Origin of the sequence: Pseudomonas sp. RC10 (genome assembly GCF_038397775.1) — a bacterium.
In the GTDB taxonomy this organism is placed as follows: Bacteria; Pseudomonadota; Gammaproteobacteria; order Pseudomonadales; family Pseudomonadaceae; genus Aquipseudomonas; species Aquipseudomonas bambusae.
In genome coordinates, this window is the sequence record NZ_CP151650.1 from 339,621 (window position 1) to 363,279 (window position 23,659).

Genomic DNA, 23,659 nt, shown 5'->3' on the forward strand with positions numbered 1-23,659 from the left:
AGCTCCGGCAGCTCCCACAGGTTAAGCGTCGGCCGCCTTTTCCGGGGTCGACCTGCATCCCGGATTCGATGTCAGTCGCAACGCTTCGCCCTGCATCAAATCCTGTGAGAGACGCTATCACGGCCGTCGCACAGCTCCGGCAGCTCCCACAGGCTAAGCGTCGGCCGCCTTTTCCGGGGCCGACCCGCATCCCCGGATTTGATGTCAGTCGCAACGCTTCGGCGTGCATCAAATCCTGTGGGAGACGCCGGAGGTACGACGGCAGCGAAGCGATAGTTCAGTCGCCGAATGGATAACTGACGCTACAGCGCACGCGAACTCGTAAATGCTGGGTAAGCACCGCTCCTCGGTCGCGTCTCCAGCAACTGCGACAGCAACTGATCGATGAACAGGGCGCCGGAATCCACGCGGGTGTCCACAACATATTCCGGCTCAGTCGGTGGCTCGTACGGGCTGTCGATTCCGGTGAAATTCCGTATTTTGCCCTCGCGCACCGCCCGATACAGTCCTTTCGCATCTCGACGCATGCACTCGCGCAATGGCGTGCTGACGTGCACCTCGATGAACTGCCCCTCGGCGAAATGACGTCGGCAGGCATCGCGGTCTGCGCGATAAGGCGAGATTGCCGACACGATCACGATCAACCCCGCGTCCACCATCAACTTGGCGACCTCACCGATGCGACGGACATTTTCCCGCCGACTCTCTTCGCTCATGCCCAGGTCCTGACACAGCCCGCGACGCAACCGATCGCCGTCGAGCAAGTAACTGTGCAGCCCGTGCGCCACCAGCGTCTGGTCCAGATGATTGCCCAGCGTGGTTTTCCCCGCGCCCGACAGCCCGGTGAACCAGATGCAACAGGCGCGTTGATGTTTGAGCGACTCACGCTCCAATTGTCTGACCGCGAGCGGTGCATCAATGATCATCGGGCGAGCCTCGTAACGGCCGTCAGTCATAGGAAAACAGCTCATAGTCGCGGGCGTACACCTCTCGGATACGCTTGCGCGAGGCATCGGAACACAAACCGTTCGTTCGATAGTGAGCACCGGGCGAGCGATTGAGATGGCGCAACGGGACGCTGATCCCGAGGTGTTCGCACAGCGCAGTGAAATCCGACTCCAGATGCTCCTGCCGCCCGATGAAATCCACCGCAATCTGCCCCATGCCGTTTTGCAGAAAATGATATTGAGGCGCGAAGTGTATTTGCTTCGACACATTCTCTGCGTGCAACCAGCCATCGACGAACGTATCGAACCGCGAATAACGGCTAACCAACTCAAAGGCCGCTCTATCTCGCGGCTGCGGGTTCTGCAATAAATAACGATAAGCCGACAATGCTCTATGTAATGGATCACGTACAAAGCCAAACTTGAAATACTGCTCATAACGCTCTTTGAACTGCTTCTCGTACCAGTACAATGGCAAATGCCCGGTGGGTGTGTCGCCAAAAATCGACATCGCTACACTGCTGCCTGCGCACTTTGGCACGTGAATGAAAATGCACTCGAAATGGTCGAAGGCCTCGGGAAACCGGGCCTTGCGCGACAGCGTCTTGTTCACCACCTGACGGTCCACGACGGACAGCCGCTCTAACAAAAACTCGCGCTGGGTCTTTGGAAATAACTTCCACAATAAATGGTTCATAGGGAGTGACCTGTAGCTGGGGATGGAGCAATGTTCAGACTACAGGCAGTTAAAAACGGACAGGGTGAACTTTGCAAATACTTTACGCAGGCGTGAATGCTGGTGGTTCAATGTATCCATTGTTTTGTAAGTGGATACATTGCGGTTATAAAAGTTAGCGAACTGCTGTAACTGCGCGATTTTAAACAGGGTGTTTAGTACGGTTTTGAAACAGGGGAATCAAGGGGCAGACTGCGCACGCTGATACTGATCCAACCCTCACGATTCAGCCCATCCCCAGCATCCGCTTCAAGCGTTGCAGAAATGCCTCGCACGCGACGTCCTCCCGGTCGAACGACTGCTCCTCAGTCCGGAGGCCCCGCTCGCTGTAGAAAATCTTCCATACCCCGCCCTCTTCGATCAGGCAAAGCGCTTCATCGCGGACATCGCCGATGGCGTAACTGTCCGCGGGGGCGTTCAGGGCTTTCAGCTGTTGGCCCAACTCAAGGCGATCCACATTTGCCTCCTTTTTTGACTTCTCTCAAATGTCCGGAGTCGAGGTACGACTGGACTGATTTCTCAAGCTCGAATTGCTGTCCGTAACCCAACTCGCCAAACCACGGCGCGATTTTGCTGGAGGATACGTTAGGAATCGGCTTCATGACTTCATAAACCGTGTAGGGCTTGAGGTTCGTGCCCGGCGGTAGTGCGCGCATGGTGTAAGGAATGCCCACCGGCGACGTGAACGTCCCGCCCGGATAGCCGTAACGGTCGATGATCGTGCCCGGTTGCAGCGTGATGTTGTCGATAGGGCCCAGAGCGCCACGGTTTGGCGGCCAGTAGGGGACGAGGGCGGTGCTAAGGCCCAGCGGGTCAATGTACGTGATGGGGTTCGGGGCATAGGCATAGAGGTTGAAACCACCCTGAAGGCCAATCGGGTCCTTGGTCGTGAAGCGCCCGATGTCCGGGTCATAAAACCGAAAGGTGTTGTAGTGCAGGCCCGTTTCACGATCCAGGTATTGCCCCTGAAACCGCAGGTTCTGCTCTTCCAGAAAATGCGCCTCACGGACCTCTTCAACGGTGTTGCCCCAAGTTCGATAGCGGGCGCGCCAGAGGGTCGTGCCATCCGGCTCCAGAAGCTGTTGCGGCGAACCGTTGAGATCGTTTTGGTAGTAACGAATGCGTTGTTGAGCGCCTGTGCCGTCCACGCGCGCCAACGGCTCTTGGCCGTTGTCAGCGTAGACATACAGGCTGCTCAGCCCGTGCTTGTGTTCTTGCAGCAGGCGCAAGCCGTCCCAGACAAACCGCGTTTCTCCCAGCAGGGTGCCTTGGGCGTTTCGCTCGACCTTGGCGATGCGCCGCCCCAATGGGTCGTACTGCATGTGCACAACCGTTTCACGCACACCGTCGCGCGTGCGGACCTCTGTCAATCGATGCTCGGCGTCGTAGCTGAAACGCTGCACCCGTGCTGAGCCGCTGCGTTTTTCGACCATTCGGCCAAAGGCGTCGTAGCGATAACGCTTGTCCTGATAGGTGAGCAGTTTGTTATGCAACACGTGGCGACTGCCCGATTGCGTGGCATCGAGCAGGTTGGCGGCCGGGTCATACGCAAAGATTTCATGCTGGCCTTGAACGACGCCCTGACTGGCCAGGATGCGGCCCGTGGCGTCGTAGTGCAGCAACTGGCGATGATCCTGACCGGCTTGACGTTGGGTCTCGCCCACCAGGTTGTTGCCGGGGTCGTACTCGAAATGCTGCTGGTCTGGCGCGGGCAGCTGAGCTGGTTGATCGCTGCGCCGACGCAGGCGAGTGTGCAGACGCCCGGTGCGGTCGTAGCGTTGATACATCGTGCTCTGGCCTTGGGTGCGCAGCACTTCGCGATGCAAGCGGTCGCGCTCGAAGTCGCTGATGACGACGCCGTCCAGGTTGATCTGGTGCAGGTGGCCGCCGCCGTAGTGCAGGCGATTCAACCAGCGGCCATCGGGCAATTGCGTTTGCGCCAGGTTTCCCAGTTCATCGTAAACGTGGGTCAGAGAGCCCGCGTCACTCTGCTCTTGCAGCAGCTGTCCTGAAGCGTTGTAGGCAAAGTTGAGGGACTGTCGCACGCCATCAGTGCCTGTGAAGCTGGCCGAACACATCTGGTCGCGCGCGTTGTACTGGTATTCGGTGCGACCGTCGTCAGTCACCTTGGCGATCAGCCGCCCCACCGAATCCCGCTCAAGCGCATGCACGATGGGCGCAGGCGGAGTGTCGGGCACCAATGCCAGACCCTCCCCAAATGGAGCCGGCCAATAGGCAATCTGGGTGACGTTACCCAATGCGTCGTAGCGGTAGCGACGGGCGCTGCCGTCCAGATCGAGCTGCTCGGTCAGACGATCATTGGCGTCCCAGGTGAAGCGATAATGTTCGCCGTTTTCGTTGGTCAGAACGTTCAGCCGACCAAACGCGTCGTGCTCAAAGTCGAGTCGCCGACCCTGCGCATCGACACGTTGGCGAATGGTGCCGCGTCTGTCGTAGCGGTATTGGCTCAGATGCCCAGCCGGGTCGAGATAGCCGATGAGCTGGCCGCTGGCACTGCGTTGGTATTGCTGAGTGCGGCCGTCCGCGAGTGTGCAGTGGTTCAGATGCCCCCGAGCGTCGTAGGTCAGTTGCGTTCGCTCGCCGAGGGCGTCGGTGATGCTGATCAACTGTCCACGTGCGTCGTACTGATAACGGGTCGGGTAGCCGGAGCAGTCGATGAGTTCGAGCAATTGCCCGAAGTCGTTCCAGCGCAGCGTCTTGCTCCTGCCGCTGGCATCGATGATCTCGATCACCCTGCCGAACGCGTCGTGTCGATAACGGGTCGCGTGCCCCGAAGGGTCGATTTCCTCTGTTCGGTTGCCGCGCTGATCGTAGCGGTAACGCCATGTGCTGCCCGCGCTGTCGGTTTCGGCCAGCGGCAACGCCCAGTGTTCCAGCCACACCGTCGATTCCCTGCGCCCTAGCGGATCGAGGGTGGAGCACAGGTTTCCGGCCTCGTCATAGCCGTACTCCCACCGGCCGTTCTGCGGATCAGTGGCGCTCAACAACTGGCGTTCGTTGTTCCATTCGAAGCGCCAGAGGTGGCCCAGGTTGTCGCGGTATTCAGTGATTTGATGCTGCGCGTTCCAGCAGCGCGTGCTGACCCGATTCAGGTTGTCGGTAATGCGCGTCACGCCCGCTGCCACGTCGTAATCGAAGCGGTACTCATCGCCCTGATCCGTCCAGTGATGCGCCACTCGCCACTTGCCGTCTACGCATGCCCACTGGTAGAAACAGCGCAGACCGGCCGCGAGTTGGTGCTCGCACATGCGCAAGCCTTCGTCGTAGGCGAAACGGCGTAGCACGATGCCCGACGCATTGCGAACCTCGATCAGTTGACCGCGCGCGTCGTAGTCGTAGGACGCCAGCAGTTCCCGCGCTTCGTGGGGGATCACCCGCTCAATACGCGCGACGCGGCGAGGGTGAGTCGCTGAATAACCCAGCACCAGACGAGGCTGCTCGAACGTGTCGCGCAGTTGGGTCAGGCGTCCAGCGTCGTCGTAGTCGAGGTAAATGCGGTTGTCGTTGCGGTCGCCCAGTTGCGTCAATCGAAGACGGGCCGGGGTCGCGGGCGTCGGCTCAAACAGTCGATAAAGGCCGTCCTCGCTTTCGATCAACAGCTGGCCGTTGCCGTGGCGCCTCACGCTCAACCCTTCACCGGCGCTGAATACCGCGCCACCCAATGGGATCAAGCCCATGTCGATGCGTCGGCCTTGCTCGTCGGTGTAAATCAGGCACTGGCCGCCATCGGGATGAGGCTCAAGCTCGACGCTAACCTCAAAGCGAACGTTCCAGCCCACGCCGAACAGCCCGTCGATTCGTTCGTCTCGACTGTTGTAAACGCGTTGCCAATGAATGGGGAGCAAGGCAGGCAGGACGGCGTCCAGCTCGTCTTCGCCACCCAGCACCTTGGCGCCAGTGGCGGCGTGAACCGGGTTTGGCGCGCCGCTGCTGGCGCGAGTCAGGGCGCTGACGGCCATGCTGGTGACAAACGATGTCGCACCGGCCAGCAACATGCACGGCAGATTGCTGACAAATTTTCCCTTGCCGCCCTTGAGCATCATCAACGCCGCGATGGCCAGGCCAATACCCGGCGTCTTGCCGCTGCGAATTTCCCGCACCACTACTTTGCCGCCGCCAATGCGCACGTTGGGTGAGATCAATCCGGACGAAACGACAGTGGCATCACACGTGCTGCGGTCGCCACTGCGAACGGCGGGTTGCCCGTTGATGGTGACCTTGTCCGACCCTTCGGCAAGAAACTGCGGCGGCATGGGCGGGTGCCGTGTGCAAAGCACCAAGTCCAGCGGTTTGGGCACGACGCCCGGCGCGGGAACGGCCACTGTGGGGCGCCACATTTGGGCGAAGAACCCCTTGGCCATGTCCAGATAGGTAGGTTCGGCAGCGGGCTCCGCAGTCTCGGGTGTACCGCTGGCTTCAAGGTCGGACGGCACAGCACCCGCGGCGCGCGCGGCGGGAATCCCGTTGATGAAAGTGTCGGTCGATCCAGTGAGGATGTTGGCCTGTACCGTCGGCGGGAACAGGCCATTGCCGATGTCCTCGCATAACTCGCTTAACCCTTTGTCCGCCCCGGTCTTGCTCATCGCCACGCCGACCACCACACCGACCACGACCCCCAGCACGCAAGCGCCGAGCCCGCCGGTGGCTACGGTGATGCCCGTCGCGGCCACGACCGCCGCAGTGGCGAGTGCAGTGATTGCAACGTTGGCCGCGACCTCAAGCACACCCCCGAGGATGTCCGCCATCATCGGGGTGTGGGAAAGGGCGTCGCCGAGGCGGGCTGCGTAGAGGGGGTCAGACATTTCTTCTTCACGCCACGTAAGCGGGGGTTAATGGGCTACGGCTTTTTTACCTTCCAAACCCGAGTTGCAGCGGTGAACGATATGCCTCTAAAAAACAACGCCAGTTGGTTTACCTCCTCCCACCTGTAGGTCTGGGCTGAACTGAGGATAACGGAAGCGTCTTGGTTGGAGACTTCCAGAAAGTAGTGATCTTTTTCATAGTCACCACCACCATCCGTATTCAGAGAGTAACGAGCTGGGCGCATTGTTATTACGCAGTCATCCGCAAGATAAACAGTCGTTTCAAACTCAGCCTCGTCTTGATTCCACGGGTTTTTCTCCGGATGTTCTGGTAACTCATTTTGCGCATGACAAACCGTGTACCAATAAGGCTTCACCCCGACATCCAGCGCATTCTCGAGATTCGAACTCCAGCGTATGGCGTTTTTTTTCATATCAGTAGTCCAGATGAAGGTTGGATGTGATGCCTTTTTCAGTGTTCCACGCATTTACGTGGGGTCCAGCACCCAGCTGAGGGTGACCCGGTGAGTCATCTCTCCATCCAGATGTTTCAGATTGATTTCTCATCCCGATTTTGGTTTGCGAGTTTTTCCAGGTAGGCGGTCCGCCTCGGAATTCTGCCTTTGTAAAAGGCACAGGTCTGGACCCCAAATTACCCGCAATCTCCGAAGCAGCCTGTCGCGCCGCGCGCCGATTAGGCATTTGATACCGGTTTTCAGCCGCCGCCACGCCGCCATGTCTCTTGATGATCGACTCAGCATGAGCTTGAGCTTTTGCGTCTCGGAAGCATGGTTTCCAACCCAGCGGATCCACCCACCCAATCGGATTCGGCGCATACGCATACAGATTGATCCCACCCGCCAGCCCAATCGGGTCTGGCGTGGTAAACCGGCCCACGTCCGGGTCGTAGAACCTGAAGGTGTTGTAGTGCAGTCCGGTCTCGCGATCAAGGTATTGGCCTTGAAAACGCAGGTTCTGCTCTTCAATGAAATAGGGCTCGCGAACCTCTTCGGCGGTGTTGCCCCAGACTTGGTAACGCGCCTGCCAGACGATGTGGCCGTCGGTCTCGGTCAGTTGTTCGGGTAGGCCGTTGAGGTCGTTGTGGTAATAGCGGATTTTCTGAAAGTCGCCGCTGCCGTCGACCCGCGCGACAGGCTCGTGGCCATCGTCCGCGTAGACATAAAGGCTGGTCTGGGCGTGACGATACTCCTGTAGCAGACGCAGGCCGTCCCACGTGAAGCGGGTTTCGCCGATCAGCAAACCCTTCGCGTTGTGTTCGCTTTTGCCGACGCGTCGACCCAGCGGGTCGTAGGTCATGCGCACTACATGACCGTTCGGATTGTGCACTTCGAGCAAACGGCTCTCGGCGTCGTAAACGAAGCGCTGTGTGCCCTGTCGCACGCTGTGTTTTTCGATCATTCGGCCGAAGCCATCGTAGCGATAGCGTTTGTCCTGCCAGGTCAGCAGCTTGTTATGGCGGACCCATCCGGCGTTGGGACAGGGACCGTCCAGCAGGTTGGCCGCTGCGTCGTAGGCGAAGATTTCATCGCGACCGTGAGCGCTTTCCTGAGTGGCGAGAATTCGCGCCGTGGCATCGTAGTGCAGCAGTGTGCGCTGATCGCCTTGACGATTCCGCTGCAGGCGGCTGATCAGATTGTCTGCAAGGTCATATTCATAGTCTTTTGCGCTCTCGGCCGGCAATTGAACCGGTTGACCGGCGAGGCGTTGCTGGCGCGTGCGCAACCGGCCGCTGCGGTCGTACTGGCTGCGGGTGTTGATTTGGCCTTGGGTGCGCAGCACCTCGCGATGCAACCGGTCACGTTCAAAGTCGCAGATGACTTGGCCGCCCAGATTGATCTGGTGCAAATGGCCGCTGCCGTAATGCAGACGATTGAGCCAGCGGCCATCCGGCAGCAGGGTCTGAGTGAGATTGCCCAGTTCGTCGTAATGATGCTCAAGCGTCCCGGAGGCAGAGTTTTCAGTCAGCAATTGGCCAAGGGCGTTGTAAGTGAAGCCCACCCTTTGCTGCGCGCCGTCCGGATTGGTGAAAGTGATCTCGGTAAGTTGATCCCGCGCGTCGTAGCGGTAATCCGTTCGACCATCGGCGGTTGTCTTGGCGATCAATCGTCCCACCGCATCGCGTTCCAGCAGATGGCTCATCGCGTCAGAAGCTGGAATGCCCGCGTCCAGTGAGGGCCGTTGTTCGACTCGAACCGGATTGTTCAGCGCGTCGTAGGTGTAGCGCTTTTGACTGCCATCCAGATCCTGCTGTGCGACCAGCCGATCCCCTGCATCCCACGCAAATCGATAGCGCTCGCCATTCTCGTTGGTCAGCGCGTCCAGCCGACCATAGCCATCGTAATGAAACTGCACCTGACGCTGATGAGCGTCGAGGCGTTGCAGCGCCCGGCCACGGCGGTCGTATTGATAACGGGTGGTATGGCCTGCGGGATCGGTGTAGCCGGTCAGTCGTCCGCTGCTGTCTCGCATGTAATGCTCGACGCGCCCTTCGGGCAGCTGGCGCTGCAGCAGCCGTCCCTGAGCATCGTGCTGATACACCGTGCGCTCACCCAGCGCATCGGCGATGAAGTGCAGGTGGCCGCGTCGGTCATAGCCGAACGCTGTGCGGTATCCGGAGCAGTCGATGTGTTCGGTCAACTGCCCGTGTTCGTTCCAATGCAGCCGTTTGATCTTGCCCGTGGCATCGACGATTTCCCGGACCTGTCCGCGCTCGTCGTGGCGGTACTGGGTGAGATGACCGAGCGGGTCGGTCTCGTGGGTGCAATTGCCGCGTGCATCGTAACGGTATTGCCAGCTATGGCCCGCCGCGTCGGTCTCGGTCAACGGCAGCGACCAGTGCTCCAGCCAGAGTGTTGAGGTGATGCGCCCCAACGGGTCCTGGGTTGAACAGAGATTGCCTGCCTCGTCATAGGCGTACTGCCACTGTCCGCCTTGGGGATCGGTGGCCCCCAGCAACTGACGCTCATCGTTCCACGAAAATTGCCAGGTATCGCCCAGATTATTGGTGTACTCGGTGATCTGGTGCTGCGCGTTCCAACGACGAAAGCTCGCTCGGTTCAGGCCATCGGTGATCCGCGTCACGCCTGCACTCAGGTCATAGTCGAAGCGGTATTCGTCACCTTCATCGGTCCAGTGACGCACGACGCGCCACTCACGATCATCGATCAAAGCCCAATCGTAAAAACAGCGCAGCCCTGTGGGCAATTGATGCTCGACCATCCGTTGAGCGCTGTCGTAGGTGAAGCGCCGCTGCACATGGCCCAATGCATCACGGACTTCGGACAGATCGCCGCGCACGTCAAATCCGTAGGTCGCCAGCGTTTCGACGGATTGATCGTCGAATACCCGGTCGATGCGCTCGACGCGCCCCGGCCATTGCGCCGAATAGACCAACGTCACCCGCACAACATCGAAGGTGTCGCGCAGCTGGATCAGCCGCCCGTCAGCGTCGTAATCCAGATAAAGGCGGTTGTCATTCCGGTCTCCCCATTGCGTCAGACGCAAGCGGGCTGGGTCGGCCAGCGTCGGCTCAAACAGCCGATACACACCGTCTTCGCTTTCGATCAGCAACTGGCCGTTGCCATGACGCCGCACGGCCAAACCTTCGCCTGCGCTGAACGTGGCGCCGCCCAGCGGAATCGATCCCATATCAATCCGCCGTGCTTGTTCATCGATGTAAACCAGCCGTTCGCCGCCGTCCGGATGCGGTTCGACCTGCACGCTGATTTCATGCGCGACACTCCAACCCGCGCCGAACAGGCTGTCACGTCGCTCGTCCCGGCTGCTGTAGAAGCGTTGCCATGCCAGCGGAAGGATGCCGGGCAAGACGAAATCCAGCTCTTCGGCGCCTCCCAGAACTTTCGCCCCTGTCGCCGCGTGGACGGGGTTCGGCGAGCCGGCGATAGCGTTGGTCAACGCGCCCATCGCAGAACTCACGACAAAAGAATTCACCCCACTCATCAGCATGCACGGCAAATTGCTGAGGAATTTGCCTTTGCTGCCTTTGAGCATCATCAACGCGGTAATCGCCAAACCGATGCCCGGCGTTTTGCCGCTGCGAATCTCGCGTACCACGACTTTGCCGCCGCCGATGCGCACGTTGGGCGAGATCAGTCCCGAGGACACGACCGTGGCATCACAGGTGCTGCGATCCCCGCTTCGAACGGCGGGCTGGCCGTTGATGGTGACCTTGTCCGAGCCTTCGGCAAGAAACTGCGGAGGCATTGGCGGATGCCGAGTGCAAAGCACCAAATCCAGCGGTTTGGGAACGACACCCGGCGCGGGGACGGCCACCGTGGGACGCCACATTTGCGAGAAGAATCCTTTGGCCATGTCGAGAAAGCCCGGCTCTTCACCTTGAGCCTCTTCGGGAATTGCCTCGGCCGAACCGGTGGGGGCGAGCATTGACGGCACCGAGCCTGCCGCTCGCGCTGCCGGGATGCCATTGATGAACGTGTCGGTAGAGCCTGTCGAAATCGTGGCCTGCACCGTGGGCGGGAACAGCCCGTTGCCGATGTCTTCGCATAACGAGCTCAGCCCCTTGTCGGCGCCGGTCTTGCTCATGACCACGCCCACCACCACGCCGACCACCGCCCCCAGCACGCAGGCACCCAGACCACCCGTGGCGACGGTGAGGCCCGTCGCCGCCACCACCGCAGCCGTGGCCAATGCGCCTATTGCTACGTTGGCGGCCACTTCGAGCACGCCGCCAAGAATGTCCGCCATCATCGAGGTATGTGACAGCGCGTCGCCTACCCTGGCCGCCCATAACGCGTCAGACATCCGTTTCCCTCATTCGCGGCGACCTCACTGAATGCCGTCGAACGTCAGGGACAGTTTTATCCGCGTCCAGTGTTCAGCCTCGGCATCGCCCAGCGGCTGAGCCTTGACGTAACTCAGCGCGAGCATTTTGCGGGTGCCAGGCAGCACCAGCGCCAGTTGGTACTGATACACGTTGTCGGCGGCCTTGCTGAATTGACTGCGCAATTCCAATGCCTCGATTTCTTGCGCCGGACCCACGCGGACGGCCTGCGGGGGCTGATAACGGAGGCCGCTGACCTGTTGCTCCAACCGCTTGAGCTGTGCATCGAAATTGCTGTGCAATGTCTCGTCATCGGCCAGAAAACTGCGGCTGATAATCAGGCTGGTCTCAAGCGCCGGAAACTTGAGAATGTTGATGGAGCTGTCTTGCAGCTCGGCATCTGGCAGCGCGAACTGGAATTCATTGATGCGGTAAGTCATGACAACGGCTTCTCTTCAAATAGGGTCACTGGCTGGATTTGGGTTCGGGAAACATCCCTTTGACGGCGGCATCGATGCTGCCCTTGTCGCCCTGGCCATCGGGCGTTGCGCCCGGGCCACCGCCGATGTTCAAGTGCAGCTTGCCGCCGGTGTTGATCTCGGCGCTGCCTTCGGTATTGAAATTGAACTGCACGCCCGTCAGGTTGATCTGGCCGCTGGCGTTGAGCTCCAGCACGCTCTTGCCACACACCAGACGCAGGTTGTCACCGACCTCAATCAGATAGCTGCGACTGATGCTGTCAGTTTTGCTCGACCCCACCAGCAACACATCGTCCTGTTTGACGGCGCGAACCCGGTTTCGACCAATCGTCACCTGCTCATCATTACCAATGCTTTTATGCCGGTCATGCCCCACCGAATGGCTCTCATCGACCTCGACCACGATGTCCTGATTACGCTCGGCATGGATGTACAGCTGCTCCTCGCCCTTTTTGTCTTCCATGCGGATTTCGTTGAAGTTCGCGGGCGTGCCGCCTTTGCTCGAACGGCTTTTGGTGCCGCTTTGCGTGGCGTTGGCGGGGAGGTCGTAGGGCACGGTCTGTTCGGCGTTGTAGACGCGCCCGGTGATGATCGGACGGTCGGGGTCGCCTTCCAGAAAACTGACAATGACTTCCTGGCCGATGCGCGGAATTTGCATCGAACCCCAGTTTTTACCGGCCCAGGCTTGGGACACCCGAATCCAGCAGGAGCTGTTTTCGTTGGACTGATCGTGGCGGTCCCAATAGAAGTGCACTTTCACGCGGCCAAAGGAGTCGGTGAAAATTTCTTCTTTCTCGGGGCCGACGACGAGGGCGGTCTGCGGGCCTTTGACGATGGGGCGCGGGGTGGCGGGCAGAGGACGGAAACTCTGGTGCGCGTCGATGCAGGTGAGGTCGCTTTCGAATTGCAGTCCACCATTGCCCTGACCGGTTTCCAGGCTTTCCTGGGTGACCGTGTATTCGGCGCGGACAATCAGGTATTCCCGGTTCTGATCCTGACGGCTGAAGCCGCTGAGGCTGAACACATGGCCGGCGCCAAGACCGCGTGCGTTGCTGTTCAGCTCGACCCGTTCGTGCAGGCTCTGAATCGCTTCGATGCGGGTGCGCGCGTAGTGTTCGCCGTCCTCACTCTGCACGTAGGTGCCGGGGTAGTCGAACAGCGGATAGTCGCCCGCGCTGTGTGGACGGGGCATGGCGGAACGCACGTCGATGCGCGCGCTGGGGCGTTGGAAATCGTAGTCGTTGAGTTCAAGAGAACCGGGCTGGACTTCCTGCGCGAGTTTCCAGCCGCTGATGTGATCCCGTTCCCGATGCTGGCCGTCGGGGTGATAAAACGGCACGGATTCGTAACCGGGTGCAGGTGCATGAGCGCCGTAGGCATCGGCCAGGACCAGCACGTGACGGTCCTTTTCCTGGCGGAAGAAGTAATAAATCCCTTCCTGTTCCATCAAGCGGCTGACGAAATCGAAGCTTGTTTCCCGGTACTGAACGCAGTACTCCCACTCCCGATACGGGCGGCTGAGGGCGTCTTCGAAATCGGAAAAGCCGAGGTCGCGAAACACCTGCTTGATGATCTGCGGGATCGTCAGGTGCTGAAAAATCTTGCAGTCGGACGTGCGGGTCAGCATCCACAGCCAAGGGCGCAAGGTGACTTGATAGCTGGCGAACTGGCCCGTGTCCACGCCCTGACCGCACCGCGCGACCAGCCCGTGAAAGTGACGGCTGCCGCCACCGTCCAACTGCACCGACACGCTCATGGGCTTGCCGAGCAGTTGGTTGAGGTCGATGGCGTCGTCGTGGGAGGTCAGTTGAAGCTCGTAGGTGAACAGCCGACCCAATTCGTCCGTGCCGGCCAGGCTTTTGAGCAGCAGAACATCCGGGCCGAGCGGGCTGCTGACTTGCGCCAAGCGGGTGAGTTGCGTGAATAGCATGATTATTCCGAATGATGTGTGGGCGCTTGTAGGAGCGCGCTTGCCCGCGAATGCAATGTGTCTGAAACCTATGCACTCACTGACACACCGCCATCGCGGGCAAGCGCGCTCCTACAAAAGCGAAGAGGTGCTTAACCTCGATCGCTAAATTGATAATCCAACTGGTTATCCCGCTCGCTGATCCTGACCCCCGCCATCGGCTTGCCGTCGAGCATGCGCGTCAGGAACTCGCGGCTCATGTCCGGCAGCAGGGTGTTGGTCAGAATGGTGTCGATCATTCGGCCGCCGCTTTCGGTTTCGGTGCAGCGCGAGACGATCAAATCGACCACCGCGTCGTCGTAGTCGAATGCGACCTTGTGCGTGTTTTCCACGCGTTTCTTGATGCGGTTCAGTTGCAGACGCGTGATCGCCTTGAGCATGGTGTCGCTCAGCGGGTAATACGGGATGGTCACCAGCCGCCCGAGCAGCGCGGGCGGGAAGATTTCCAGCAACGGCTGACGTAGGGCTTTGGCGATCTCTTCCGGATCGGGCACGTTTTGCGCGTCTTTGCACAGGTGTGAAATCAGCTCGGTACCGGCGTTGGTGGTGAGCAGGATCAGGGTGTTCTTGAAGTCGATCACCCGGCCTTCGCCATCTTCCATCACGCCCTTGTCGAACACTTGAAAGAAGATTTCGTGCACATCCGGGTGAGCTTTTTCCACCTCGTCCAGCAGCACGACGCTGTACGGTTTGCGACGCACCGCCTCGGTCAGCACGCCGCCTTCGCCGTAGCCGACGTAACCGGGCGGGGCGCCCTTGAGCGTCGAGACCGTGTGAGCTTCCTGGAACTCGCTCATGTTGATGGTGATAACGTTCTGCTCGCCGCCGTACATGGCTTCGGCCAGGGCGAGGGCGGTTTCGGTCTTGCCCACCCCCGAGGTGCCCGCGAGCATGAACACGCCGATGGGTTTGCTCGGGTTGTCGAGGCCCGCGCGAGACGTCTGGATGCGCTTGGCGATCATCTGCAGCGCGTGGTCCTGGCCGATGATGCGCTTTTTCAAGTGCTGGTCGAGGTTGAGCACGGTTTCCAGCTCGTTGCGCGCCATGCGGCCGACGGGGATGCCGGTCCAGTCGGCGACCACCGAGGCGACGGCCTGATAATCGACGGTGGGGAGAATCAACGGGCTTTCGCCTTGCAGGGCGCTGAGGCGTGATTGCAGGTCAACCAGCTTTTCCCGCAGCGCGTGGCTTTGCCCGGCCCCAACGTCCTGATCGACGACGCCCGCGATTTCGCGCAACTCGGCGCGTGTGGCGAGCAGCTCGTCCACCAGCGACTTCTCTTCGCTCCAGCGGCTTTCCAGTTCTGTCAGTCGTGCGCGCTCGCTGCTCAGCAGATTCTCGCTGTTGGTGCGGCGTGCGCCCGTGTCGATACCAATCGCATGCTCCCGCGCAATGATCTGCAACTCGGTTTCCAGCGCTTCGATCCGGCGACGGCTGTCGTCGACCTCCGCAGGCACCGCGTGCAAGCTCATGGCAACGCGGGCGCAGGCGGTGTCCAGCAGGCTGACGGATTTATCCGGCAACTGACGCGCTGGAATGTAGCGATGGGACAGCTTGACCGAGGCCTCCAGCGCTTCGTCCAGAATCTGCACCTGATGGTGTTTTTCCATCGTCGAGGCGACGCCGCGCATCATCAGCAGGGCCTTGTCCTCCGACGGCTCGCCGACCTGCACCACCTGGAAACGTCGGGTGAGGGCGGGGTCTTTCTCAATGTGTTTTTTGTACTCGGCCCACGTCGTCGCCGCGACCGTGCGCAAGGTGCCCCGCGCCAGAGCGGGCTTCAGCAGGTTGGCGGCATCGCCCGTCCCCGCCGCACCGCCCGCGCCCACCAGCGTATGGGCTTCGTCAATGAACAGGATGATCGGCTTCGGCGAGGCCTGAACGTCTTCGATAACCTGACGCAGACGCTGTTCGAACTCGCCTTTCATGCTCGCCCCGGCTTGCAACAGGCCGACGTCGAGGCTGCGCAGTTCGACGTCCTTGAGTGCAGGTGGCACGTCACCGGCCACAATACGCAGCGCAAAGCCTTCGACCACGGCGGTTTTGCCGACGCCCGCTTCACCCGTGAGGATCGGGTTGTTCTGCCGACGGCGCATGAGGATGTCGACCATTTGCCGAATCTCTTCGTCGCGCCCGACGATAGGGTCGAGCTTGCCGCTACGGGCCTGTTCGGTCATGTCCACGGTGAAACGTTTGAGGGCTTCCTGTTTGCCCATCGCACTCGGCGCGATTGCGCCGCTGGCCTCGCCGGGTGTCGAGGCGGCGTTGAAGCCGTCGTTGGCGCTGAGGGCGTTTTCCGGGGAATCGCCAACGTACTCGTCAAAGCGCTCACTCAGGGCTTCGGTTTTGATCTTGTCGAACTCGCCTGACAGGCCCAGCAACGCGTGACGCAGGCTTGGCGTCTTGAGGATGCCGATCAGCAGATAGCCCGTGCGCACCTGGCTTTCACCAAACATCAGGCTGCCGTAAACCCAGCCGCGCTCGACGGCTTCTTCGACATGGGACGACAGATCGGTGATCGACGTCGACCCGCGTGGCAGGCGATCCAGCGCTTCGGTCAAGTCGCGGGCGAGGCGCGCCGGTTCGACGTTGAATTGGCGAATGATGCGGTGCAGGTCGGAATCTTGCAGTTGCAGTAACTGATGAAACCAGTGCGCCAGTTCCACGTACGGGTTGCCCCGCAGCTTGCAAAAGACCGTGGCGGCTTCGATAGCCTTGTAACCAACACTGTTGAGTTTGCCGAACAGCGCCGCGCGACTGATTTCACCCATGTTCCGTGCTCCTTGCGAATTGGTGTGGTGAAGGCGCGACGTCAGGTTGCGCGGCACTCGCCTCATCGGCGTAATGTCGGGCGAGAATCAGGTCGTCGGCGTCTTCTTTCGGCTGTCCCAGCCAGGTGTTGAACCCCAGGCGAAACTGGCCGTTGAGTTGCAATGTGGGAATGTGCGGTTGTTGCAGGATCAGGTTCAGGTCCCAGTCCAGCTCATGGCCCAGGTATTCAGCGACCCACGCCACCAGGTGCTTGAAGGGCTCGCCGTCGGGCAGCATGCCCATGTATTCGTCGAGCGTGAGAGGACCGAGGCGGATGCGGAATTTGTGCTGGCGATCCCAGACATGGCTGCCCAGACAGAAATCGATCCCCAACTGGTTGGCGCTGACACCCACGCGGCTCCGCTCGGGCAATTCGAGCCACTGACCCACGTACTCTTCGATCGCCACCGGCAAGCCGAAATAATCCTCAAGAATCGCTTTCAGGCCATCGGGGTAGCGGGTTTGCGCGGACAGGTGACCGCTGAAGTGCAGCTTGGCGGTGTCGGGAATCAGCCCCTGATTCAGCAGGCTCGGCATGCCTCTGCCACTGAACGCGGCGAGCCGGGCGGACCAGTAATCATCATCAGGCCGGTCGTGGCTGACGGTGGGTCGAGCCTCCGCCCACGCCCGATAAAACAGACTGAGCAGGCGATGATGGAACACGTCCAGAAAGCGCTTGCTGGTGCTGTCGGCGTTATTGCGCTCGCGCTCGCGGACGTACTCGGTGAGGTGGAGCGGCAACGGGCCGTTGGGGCCGCCCAGACCGAAGAAATACTGTTCGAGCCGCGCTGGCCGTTCGTCGTCAGCAGGCGTCAGCGCTGCCAGGGTCGAAGGCGCGAAAGCGCAGTCGGGCTGCTGACCCAGTCTCAACGGGTCGTCGGCCAGTCGCACGGAATGCCCGAGGCGCGGCAGGTCCGGGGACTCGCACTCGATGCGCCGCAGCGCCTGGAAGAAATCGTACTCCCACGGCGCTTCGTGCATGTCGGTGAGCGTACTCACAATGTCGGACGCCGACCGGGCTGAGCTTTCCAGCGCATGATCTCGCCGCGCTCGCGGGTGCGAATTACCGTTTCGGTGAAGCTGTTGATGGACACGTAGCGCGCCAGAAAGCGCTGGAACACCGAGCCCATCAGAAACACGCCCGTGCCGCGAAAGGCGTTCTCGTCGAACTCCAGGGTGATTTCCAATCCACGCCCAAACACGATGGGCCCCGGCATCGGCAGGCGTCGGGTGCAGGGCTTGCTGCTCACGTCAATCAGCCCCTCGATCTGCAATTGCAATGCCGCGTCTTGAGCGTCGCCGTAAAGGCGCAGCAACTCGCGCAATGCCGCAGCGCCTTGGCCCTGCTCGCTGAGTGACAGGTAATTCAGCGAGAGTTGGCTGATCAGGCGCCAGGCTTTCTGATCGTGGGCGTGGCTGGCGCGAGGACGGCTTGGGCCTGCCAGGCAACGAATCGATGTTACGGGTGCACTGTCGGCGAGGGTGAAGTCGGTCTTGCCGCCACCCACGTTCATGAACAACGGCAGGTCGCGATTGGTGCACAACGCGCTGACGCCCAGTTGACGCAGATCATGACGATGCGGGGCCTGTTGACTGTCCACCAGGCTGACAAAGGTTTCGCTGCCGACGTAGGTTGAGCGCGTGCCGGTGCGGCGTTGTTCGCTGGACAGCACGCGAGGTTCGCGACGTAGTGTGTAATAGGCTTTGTCACGGCCATAACGCGATGGATCGCGCACCGCGTAGAACGGCAAAAAGGCCTGTTCGGGACCGGTGCCATGCCCTGTCACGCCAGTCAGCGAATGAATTTCAAAATCCATCGGGCGCGTGCGATCAGCGATCACGTGGTGTTCGTTGACCCGGTCAGACAGGTGAATCCGATCGACACGACGCGGAAACAGATTGATCGCCGGGGTGCAGAACGGCACGAACTGCTGAGACCCGACGCTGCCTTCAAGGCTCTGATCAAGGCGCTCGAACAGCACGATCAATTCCAGCTCTTGGCCTTCGCACCGTTGCACCGCACGACTCAGCCCGGTGAAGTCGACGAACAGGTAGCGCTGGGGCAGGGCGAAATATTCCTGTAAAAGCCGATAGCCCTGAAACGCCTGCGCGACCACGGGCATTGCGGCTTCCCGGTCGTCGAATCCACGAGGCTTCAGCGCGTCACTTGGCAGGCGCTCCACCCAATCGCTGCCGGGCTGTCGTGCAAACACCGCGCAGGCATTGCCCAACAACTGCTCGTAAAGATGAAACGGCAATTCATCCGCGCCATTAAGGTACAGCGGCAGGTTTTCCAGATTCAGCGAATTGAACGGCAGTTCGGCGCCGGTCTTCAGCGTGATCCGCAACCCGGCTTTCGCCTTGGGTTCGCTGGCGGCGAGGCGGCCCAATACAGTCGCGGGATTGCCGAAATATTCAGCGTGGCTGACCTTGAGCGGCCACAGGGTAACGGCATGGGCGCTGCGGTATTCACAGGATGTCTGAGAGTCCCGACCCAAGGTGGCGCGCAACACGCTGTCACGGGGCAGGGTAAAGCCGCTGCTCAGCGAGCCTTCGTTGGGGTCGATCTGCATCTGCACCACCGTCATCGACGGCGTCGGTGCGAGGTAATGCGGGTAGGCGATTTCCAGCAGATTGTGGGTGAAGGTCGGGTACTCGGCGTCGAGCTTCAACTGCACTCGCGCCGTGAGATAAGCAAATCCTTCCAGCAGACGCTCGACATACGGGTCGGCGCAGTCCAGCCCGGACAGCGTCAGGCGCCCGGCGATTTTCGGGTATTCCTTGGCAAACTCCGCCGCGCTTTCGCGTACGTGTTGCAGTTCCTGGTTGTACAGTTCCAGCAGACGCGGGTTCATGTGCGTCTCCGTTGTTCGGCTGGCACAACCTGCACATGACCGGATTCCAGATCCAGATCGGTGCGCAATAAGAGCGGCAGCGCCACCGGTTGCGCCCACAGGTCGCCTTCGATCTCGAAACTCAGGGCGTTGTGGTTCATCTGGTCGGGCAAGGTCTGGGCGCGGACACGCAAGGTGTGGCGCAGGATGCGTGGCTCAAATGTGGCGATGGCCTGATGAATCAAGCCCTCCAGAACACCGACATCAATGCTCGACGCGCTGTTGCCGGCCAGTGCAGGCAGACCGTAATTAATCACTGATGTGCCGGCAGGGGTGTGCAACGTGGCATCGGCATCGAGCAAGGACGTGGTATTGAGCAGCCAGGTCAGGTCTCGTAATACCGACGCCTTGAGCTGGGTGAGCGACAGCACGCGTTTGTCCGCACCTTCCTGCAGATTGCCGGGTTCATCATCGGTGAGACGGTCGAGCAGCGAGGGCTGCAAGCGTTCGCGAGAGGTCAGGGTGTTCACCAGTCGAACTGCCCAACGAAGATTTTCTGGTCCCACCGGCGGATATTGCATCTTTCCACTTGGTGTACCGGAGCAAGTTCCACGTGGCCTTTGAAATAGCGGATGGCCTGCAGATCCGTCGTGCAGTTTGTGTCGGGAGGTGCTGCGCGATTGCTGTGCTGAACCATAAATATGTCTGCCGAAAGGTAGTTTTCGAGAACTGCCTTACCCAGAAAGTTTTGGCTGAATTGGCAAGGCCATTTCACATCAAGGCGCAGCAACGAATCGTCTGAGCGTGCCAAGGCGCACTGACCTTCGTCGTTGACCAGGCTGATGTTCCGGCCATCGAAAGCGAGTTTGCGTATTTCCTTCTGATCTTGGGGTTTAGTGCCAGCGTACGCTGCGAAGGTCAGTAGGCTCAGAAGGATGACAGCAAGAGATTTCATCACGCGAGCTCCCAGAACCAGACGCTTTTGGATCGATGGAAGTAGTCGCTGCCCCTTGTAGCGGTAATCCCGCGGTCCCACAGATCAATGTGATCCCCGCTTGGATGTCCTTCTGCATCATTGGGCTGATAAAAGAAATCCTTGAAGAAAATGATCCCCACCTTGTTCAGGATTTTGTCGCGATCAGATGCGCCATTCGTATAAATCGCCGGACGCCCGAGCTGGTTTTTCCACAGCCAATTGGCCAGGGACTCTGCCCCTCTGGCGTGCTCATGGGCGCATTTGGGTTCGCTGTAGGTGGATTTGTTTACCTTGATCGTGTGCTCGGCATTGAGCGTAATGCTCATGCGAATCGCACACTGGTTGACCCATGGCCCATCACATGGATCGCCGGCGGGATGATCGGCCATCAATCTTTCGTAGGCATTCCACAAATTGATAAACGACGGCTTGGCCACGGCTACGGCTCCCTGCAAAAAATGTCCAATTGAGCCACGCGCCTGCTCCGCGATGAGCAGGCGCATGGAGACAATCACAGCTTGGTGTTGGTGCGGATGTTCCAGCCGTACTTGATCAGGCCGCCATCCTTGGTGCCGTCAGCTTTCTGAGGCTGGTAGTCGACACGAACCTGGGCGAAGTTCAGCGTCAACTTCTCGGTCAGGCGATCCTCTGCACCCGAGCCACCGGTGTCGTAGCCGGTCACGATGACTTCCTCCAGCGTAATCACCAGATACTCGACCTGGCTCTCGCCACCGGCCTTGCGCACGGTCAAGGTGACCTTGTCGATGTGCTTGCCGCTGGAGCACACCATCATCAGATTCGGCGTTGCCTTGTCGATGTACTTGGTGAACGACAGGTCCCGAACGCTGACCTTGCCCGCACCGCCGCCACCACCGGTGTGCATGTTGCCGGACTGAGTCATGCCCCAGCTCCAGTTCAGAACATCGATTTCGTCCTTGTGGGCCTTGTCCTGCGACTCGCCCTTGATGTCGCCAATCTTGATGAAGATATCAACAGCCATGTTTTCTCCAGTGTGGTCTTCACCACGATGTTGATGACCCGAATGCCCGGATTCGGTGGGCATTCAGGATTCGGGGTTCAATCTGTAGGCGCGAATTCATTCGAGAAGCGGTCGGACGGGCGATCCATTTGCGGCGCCTGCCAGTCAGTTCCGGAATAAATTCGCTCCCACAGTGTCGAGATCGCGCTATCAGGCGCCCTTCGCCGAAGGCAGCTTGGACACCAGGCGCAGCGACACTGTCAGCCCTTCAAGCTGGTAGTGCGGGCGCAGGAAGAACTTCGAGTTGTAGTAACCCGGATTGCCCTCGACGTCCTCGACCACCACCTCGGCAGCTGCCAGCGGTTGCTGCGCCTTCGTGGTTTCGGTGGAATGCGCGGGGTCCCCATCGACGTAGTTCAAGATCCAGTTCTGCAACCAGCGCTGCATCTCGTCCTTCTCTTTGAAGGAGCCGATCTTGTCGCGCACGATGCACTTCAAGTAATGGGCGAAGCGGCAGGTGGCGAACAGGTACGGCAGGCGCGCCGCCAGATTGGCGTTGGCCGTGGCGTCCGGGTCGTCGTATTCGGCCGGTTTCTGCAAGGACTGCGCGCCAATGAAGGCGGCGAAATCGGTGTTTTTCTTGTGCAGCAGCGGCATGAAACCGTTCTTGGCCAGCTCGGCTTCGCGACGGTCGGAGATCGCGATTTCGGTCGGGCACTTCATGTCCACGCCGCCATCATCGGTCGGGAACGTATGGGCAGGCAGGTTCTGCACTTCGCCGCCGGACTCGACGCCACGGATTCGCGAACACCAGCCGTAATGCTTGAACGACCGGTTGATGTTCACCGCCATCGCATAGGCCGCGTTGGCCCAGGTGTACTTGGCGCTGTCGGCACCGTCGGTGTCTTCTTCGAACGCGAAGGCTTCCACCGGATCAGTCTTGGCGCCATACGGCAGGCGAGCCAGGAAGCGCGGCATGGTCAGGCCGATGTAGCGCGAGTCTTCCGATTCACGCAGCGAACGCCAGCCTGCGTATTCCGGGGTGGTAAAAATCTTGGTCAGGTCACGCGGGTTCGACAGCTCCTGCCACGACCCCATGCCCATCACGGTCGGCGAGGCCGCTGCGATGAAGGGGGCATGCATCGCCGCGCAGGTTTTCGACAGCTCGGTCAGCAGCTCGACGTCCTGTGGCGACTGGTCGAAATAGTAATCGCCGACCAGACAGCCGTAAGGCTCGCCGCCGAACTGGCCATATTCTTCCTCGTACATCTTCTTGAAAACCGGGCTTTGGTCCCACGCCGTGCCCTTGAATTTCTTCAGGGTCTTGTGCAACTCCGGCTTGGAGATGTTCAGCACGCGAATCTTCAGTTGCTCATCGCTTTCGGTGTTGTTGACGAGGTAATGCAGCCCACGCCACGCGCTTTCCAATTGCTGAAATTCCGGGTGATGGATCACCTGATTCACTTGCGCGGTGAGCTTGGCGTCGATGGCGGCAATGATCGACTCGATCGACGTAATGGCGTCGTTGGAGACCAGATCGGTCTGCGCCAGTGCCTGCTCGGCAAGGGTGCGAACGGCGGTTTCAACGGCTTCGCGAGCACGCTCGGTCTTGGGTTTGAACTCTTGCAACAGCAGCGATGCGAACGCGTTGGCGTCTTCGGTCTGGGCGGCGGGGGCCTGGGTGTCACGCAGCAATTCAGTCATGGTCGTTCGTCCTGATCAGGCCTTCGGCTCGGTGTCTTGGGGCTGAGCGCCTTGCGGTTTCGGCGCGCTGGCCAAGGCTTGCAGCAGGGCCGGGTCCTTGATCGCCTTCATGATGATTTCTTCTGCGCCTGTCTTGCCGTCCATGTAGGTCAGCAGGTTGGCCAGTTGGGTACGCGCTTCGAGCAACTGATTGAGCGAATCGACCTTGCGTGCCACGGCGGCAGGGCTGAAGTCGTCCATGCTCTCGAACGTGATATCGAGGCTGAGGTTGCCTTCGCCGGTCAGTTCGTTCGGGACATGAAACGCGACGCGAGGCTGCATGGCCTTGAGACGCGAATCGAAGTTGTCGACATCGACTTCCAGAAACTTGCGATCCGCCACGGCGGCCAGCGGTTCGGCGGGCTTACCGGCGAGGTCCGCCATCACACCCATCACGAAAGGCAGCTGGACCTTCTTCTCGGCGCCGTACAGCTCGACGTCGTATTCGATCTGGACCCGCGGGGCGCGGTTGCGCGCAATGAATTTCTGAGAACTAGTGTTCGCCACGTTGCTCCTCCTGGTCGCTGCTGCGACGTGATT

General features: G+C 60.2%; 17 protein-coding genes. All 17 read right to left on the bottom strand.

All coding sequences use genetic code 11. The annotated features are described in order from the left end of the window. Window positions 1-302: 302 nt before the first annotated feature. Entirely contained in the window at window positions 303-926 is a 624-nt protein-coding gene (gene cysC / locus AAEO81_RS01560; protein ID WP_341964436.1) for an adenylyl-sulfate kinase, read from the bottom strand. Window positions 927-948: 22 nt separating this feature from the next. Next, entirely contained in the window at window positions 949-1,644 is a 696-nt protein-coding gene (locus tag AAEO81_RS01565; RefSeq protein ID WP_166595867.1) for a sulfotransferase family 2 domain-containing protein, read from the bottom strand. Window positions 1,645-1,909: 265 nt separating this feature from the next. Beyond that, window positions 1,910-2,140: a hypothetical protein gene (locus AAEO81_RS01570; protein ID WP_341961236.1), complete on the bottom strand. Its 231-nt coding sequence runs from the start codon at window positions 2,138-2,140 to the stop codon at window positions 1,910-1,912. Beyond that, a complete protein-coding gene (locus AAEO81_RS01575; protein ID WP_341961238.1) occupies window positions 2,127-6,506 on the bottom strand; it encodes an RHS repeat-associated core domain-containing protein in 4,380 nt (1,459 codons plus the stop codon). Before AAEO81_RS01575 ends, AAEO81_RS01570 begins: the two co-directional genes overlap by 14 nt. A 35-nt stretch (window positions 6,507-6,541) precedes the next feature. After that, entirely contained in the window at window positions 6,542-6,940 is a 399-nt protein-coding gene (locus tag AAEO81_RS01580) for a hypothetical protein (protein WP_341961240.1), read from the bottom strand. 1 nt (window position 6,941) lies between these two features. Beyond that, on the bottom strand, window positions 6,942-11,309 hold the full coding sequence (locus AAEO81_RS01585; RefSeq protein ID WP_341961241.1) for an RHS repeat-associated core domain-containing protein: 4,368 nt from the start codon (window positions 11,307-11,309) through the stop codon (window positions 6,942-6,944). A gap of 24 nt (window positions 11,310-11,333) precedes the next feature. After that, window positions 11,334-11,768 (bottom strand): DcrB-related protein, encoded by a 435-nt coding sequence (locus tag AAEO81_RS01590; protein WP_341961243.1) that lies wholly within the window; start codon window positions 11,766-11,768, stop codon window positions 11,334-11,336. A gap of 25 nt (window positions 11,769-11,793) precedes the next feature. Further along, complete coding sequence (locus AAEO81_RS01595; protein ID WP_341961244.1) at window positions 11,794-13,737, bottom strand: type VI secretion system tip protein VgrG; 1,944 nt, start codon at window positions 13,735-13,737, stop codon at window positions 11,794-11,796. Between the two features lie 131 nt (window positions 13,738-13,868). Beyond that, entirely contained in the window at window positions 13,869-16,547 is a 2,679-nt protein-coding gene (gene tssH, locus AAEO81_RS01600; protein WP_341961246.1) for a type VI secretion system ATPase TssH, read from the bottom strand. Continuing rightward, window positions 16,540-17,619, bottom strand: coding sequence for a type VI secretion system baseplate subunit TssG (gene tssG / locus AAEO81_RS01605; RefSeq protein WP_341964437.1), 1,080 nt, complete (start codon window positions 17,617-17,619; stop codon window positions 16,540-16,542). Before tssG ends, tssH begins: the two co-directional genes overlap by 8 nt. After that, window positions 17,583-19,442, bottom strand: coding sequence for a type VI secretion system baseplate subunit TssF (tssF, locus tag AAEO81_RS01610; protein ID WP_341961248.1), 1,860 nt, complete (start codon window positions 19,440-19,442; stop codon window positions 17,583-17,585). The genes tssG and tssF overlap by 37 nt, the downstream gene beginning before the upstream one ends. Next, the gene (tssE, locus tag AAEO81_RS01615) at window positions 19,439-19,954 is read right to left on the bottom strand and encodes a type VI secretion system baseplate subunit TssE (RefSeq protein ID WP_341964438.1); all 516 of its coding nucleotides are present in this window, start codon (window positions 19,952-19,954) and stop codon (window positions 19,439-19,441) included. The genes tssF and tssE overlap by 4 nt, the downstream gene beginning before the upstream one ends. Then, window positions 19,948-20,376, bottom strand: a complete 429-nt coding sequence (locus AAEO81_RS01620; RefSeq protein WP_341961250.1) for a hypothetical protein — start codon at window positions 20,374-20,376, stop codon at window positions 19,948-19,950. The genes tssE and AAEO81_RS01620 overlap by 7 nt, the downstream gene beginning before the upstream one ends. Next, window positions 20,376-20,834 carry a type VI secretion system amidase effector protein Tae4 gene (locus AAEO81_RS01625; protein WP_341964439.1) on the bottom strand — a complete coding sequence of 153 codons (459 nt, stop codon included), beginning with the start codon at window positions 20,832-20,834 and terminating at the stop codon, window positions 20,376-20,378. Before AAEO81_RS01625 ends, AAEO81_RS01620 begins: the two co-directional genes overlap by 1 nt. A gap of 74 nt (window positions 20,835-20,908) precedes the next feature. Further along, complete coding sequence (locus AAEO81_RS01630) at window positions 20,909-21,397, bottom strand: type VI secretion system tube protein Hcp (RefSeq protein ID WP_166595856.1); 489 nt, start codon at window positions 21,395-21,397, stop codon at window positions 20,909-20,911. A 189-nt stretch (window positions 21,398-21,586) separates the two neighbouring features. After that, window positions 21,587-23,080, bottom strand: a complete 1,494-nt coding sequence (tssC, locus tag AAEO81_RS01635; RefSeq protein ID WP_166595855.1) for a type VI secretion system contractile sheath large subunit — start codon at window positions 23,078-23,080, stop codon at window positions 21,587-21,589. A 15-nt stretch (window positions 23,081-23,095) separates the two neighbouring features. Further along, window positions 23,096-23,626 (bottom strand): type VI secretion system contractile sheath small subunit, encoded by a 531-nt coding sequence (tssB, locus tag AAEO81_RS01640; RefSeq protein ID WP_166595854.1) that lies wholly within the window; start codon window positions 23,624-23,626, stop codon window positions 23,096-23,098. Window positions 23,627-23,659 lie beyond the last annotated feature (33 nt).

Bases quoted from the DNA above. Each gene is read 5' to 3' on its own strand.
- AAEO81_RS01580 (WP_341961240.1), bottom strand. From the start codon at position 6,940: ATGAAAAAAAACGCCATACGCTGGAGTTCGAATCTCGAGAATGCGCTG.
- AAEO81_RS01590 (WP_341961243.1), bottom strand. From the start codon at position 11,768: ATGACTTACCGCATCAATGAATTCCAGTTCGCGCTGCCAGATGCCGAG.
- AAEO81_RS01585 (WP_341961241.1), bottom strand. From the start codon at position 11,309: ATGTCTGACGCGTTATGGGCGGCCAGGGTAGGCGACGCGCTGTCACAT.
- AAEO81_RS01630 (WP_166595856.1), bottom strand. From the start codon at position 21,397: ATGGCTGTTGATATCTTCATCAAGATTGGCGACATCAAGGGCGAGTCG.
- cysC (WP_341964436.1), bottom strand. From the start codon at position 926: ATGATCATTGATGCACCGCTCGCGGTCAGACAATTGGAGCGTGAGTCG.
- tssC (WP_166595855.1), bottom strand. From the start codon at position 23,080: ATGACTGAATTGCTGCGTGACACCCAGGCCCCCGCCGCCCAGACCGAA.
- tssF (WP_341961248.1), bottom strand. From the start codon at position 19,442: ATGAACCCGCGTCTGCTGGAACTGTACAACCAGGAACTGCAACACGTA.
- AAEO81_RS01595 (WP_341961244.1), bottom strand. From the start codon at position 13,737: ATGCTATTCACGCAACTCACCCGCTTGGCGCAAGTCAGCAGCCCGCTC.
- AAEO81_RS01575 (WP_341961238.1), bottom strand. From the start codon at position 6,506: ATGTCTGACCCCCTCTACGCAGCCCGCCTCGGCGACGCCCTTTCCCAC.
- AAEO81_RS01620 (WP_341961250.1), bottom strand. From the start codon at position 20,376: ATGAAATCTCTTGCTGTCATCCTTCTGAGCCTACTGACCTTCGCAGCG.
- AAEO81_RS01565 (WP_166595867.1), bottom strand. From the start codon at position 1,644: ATGAACCATTTATTGTGGAAGTTATTTCCAAAGACCCAGCGCGAGTTT.
- tssH (WP_341961246.1), bottom strand. From the start codon at position 16,547: ATGGGTGAAATCAGTCGCGCGGCGCTGTTCGGCAAACTCAACAGTGTT.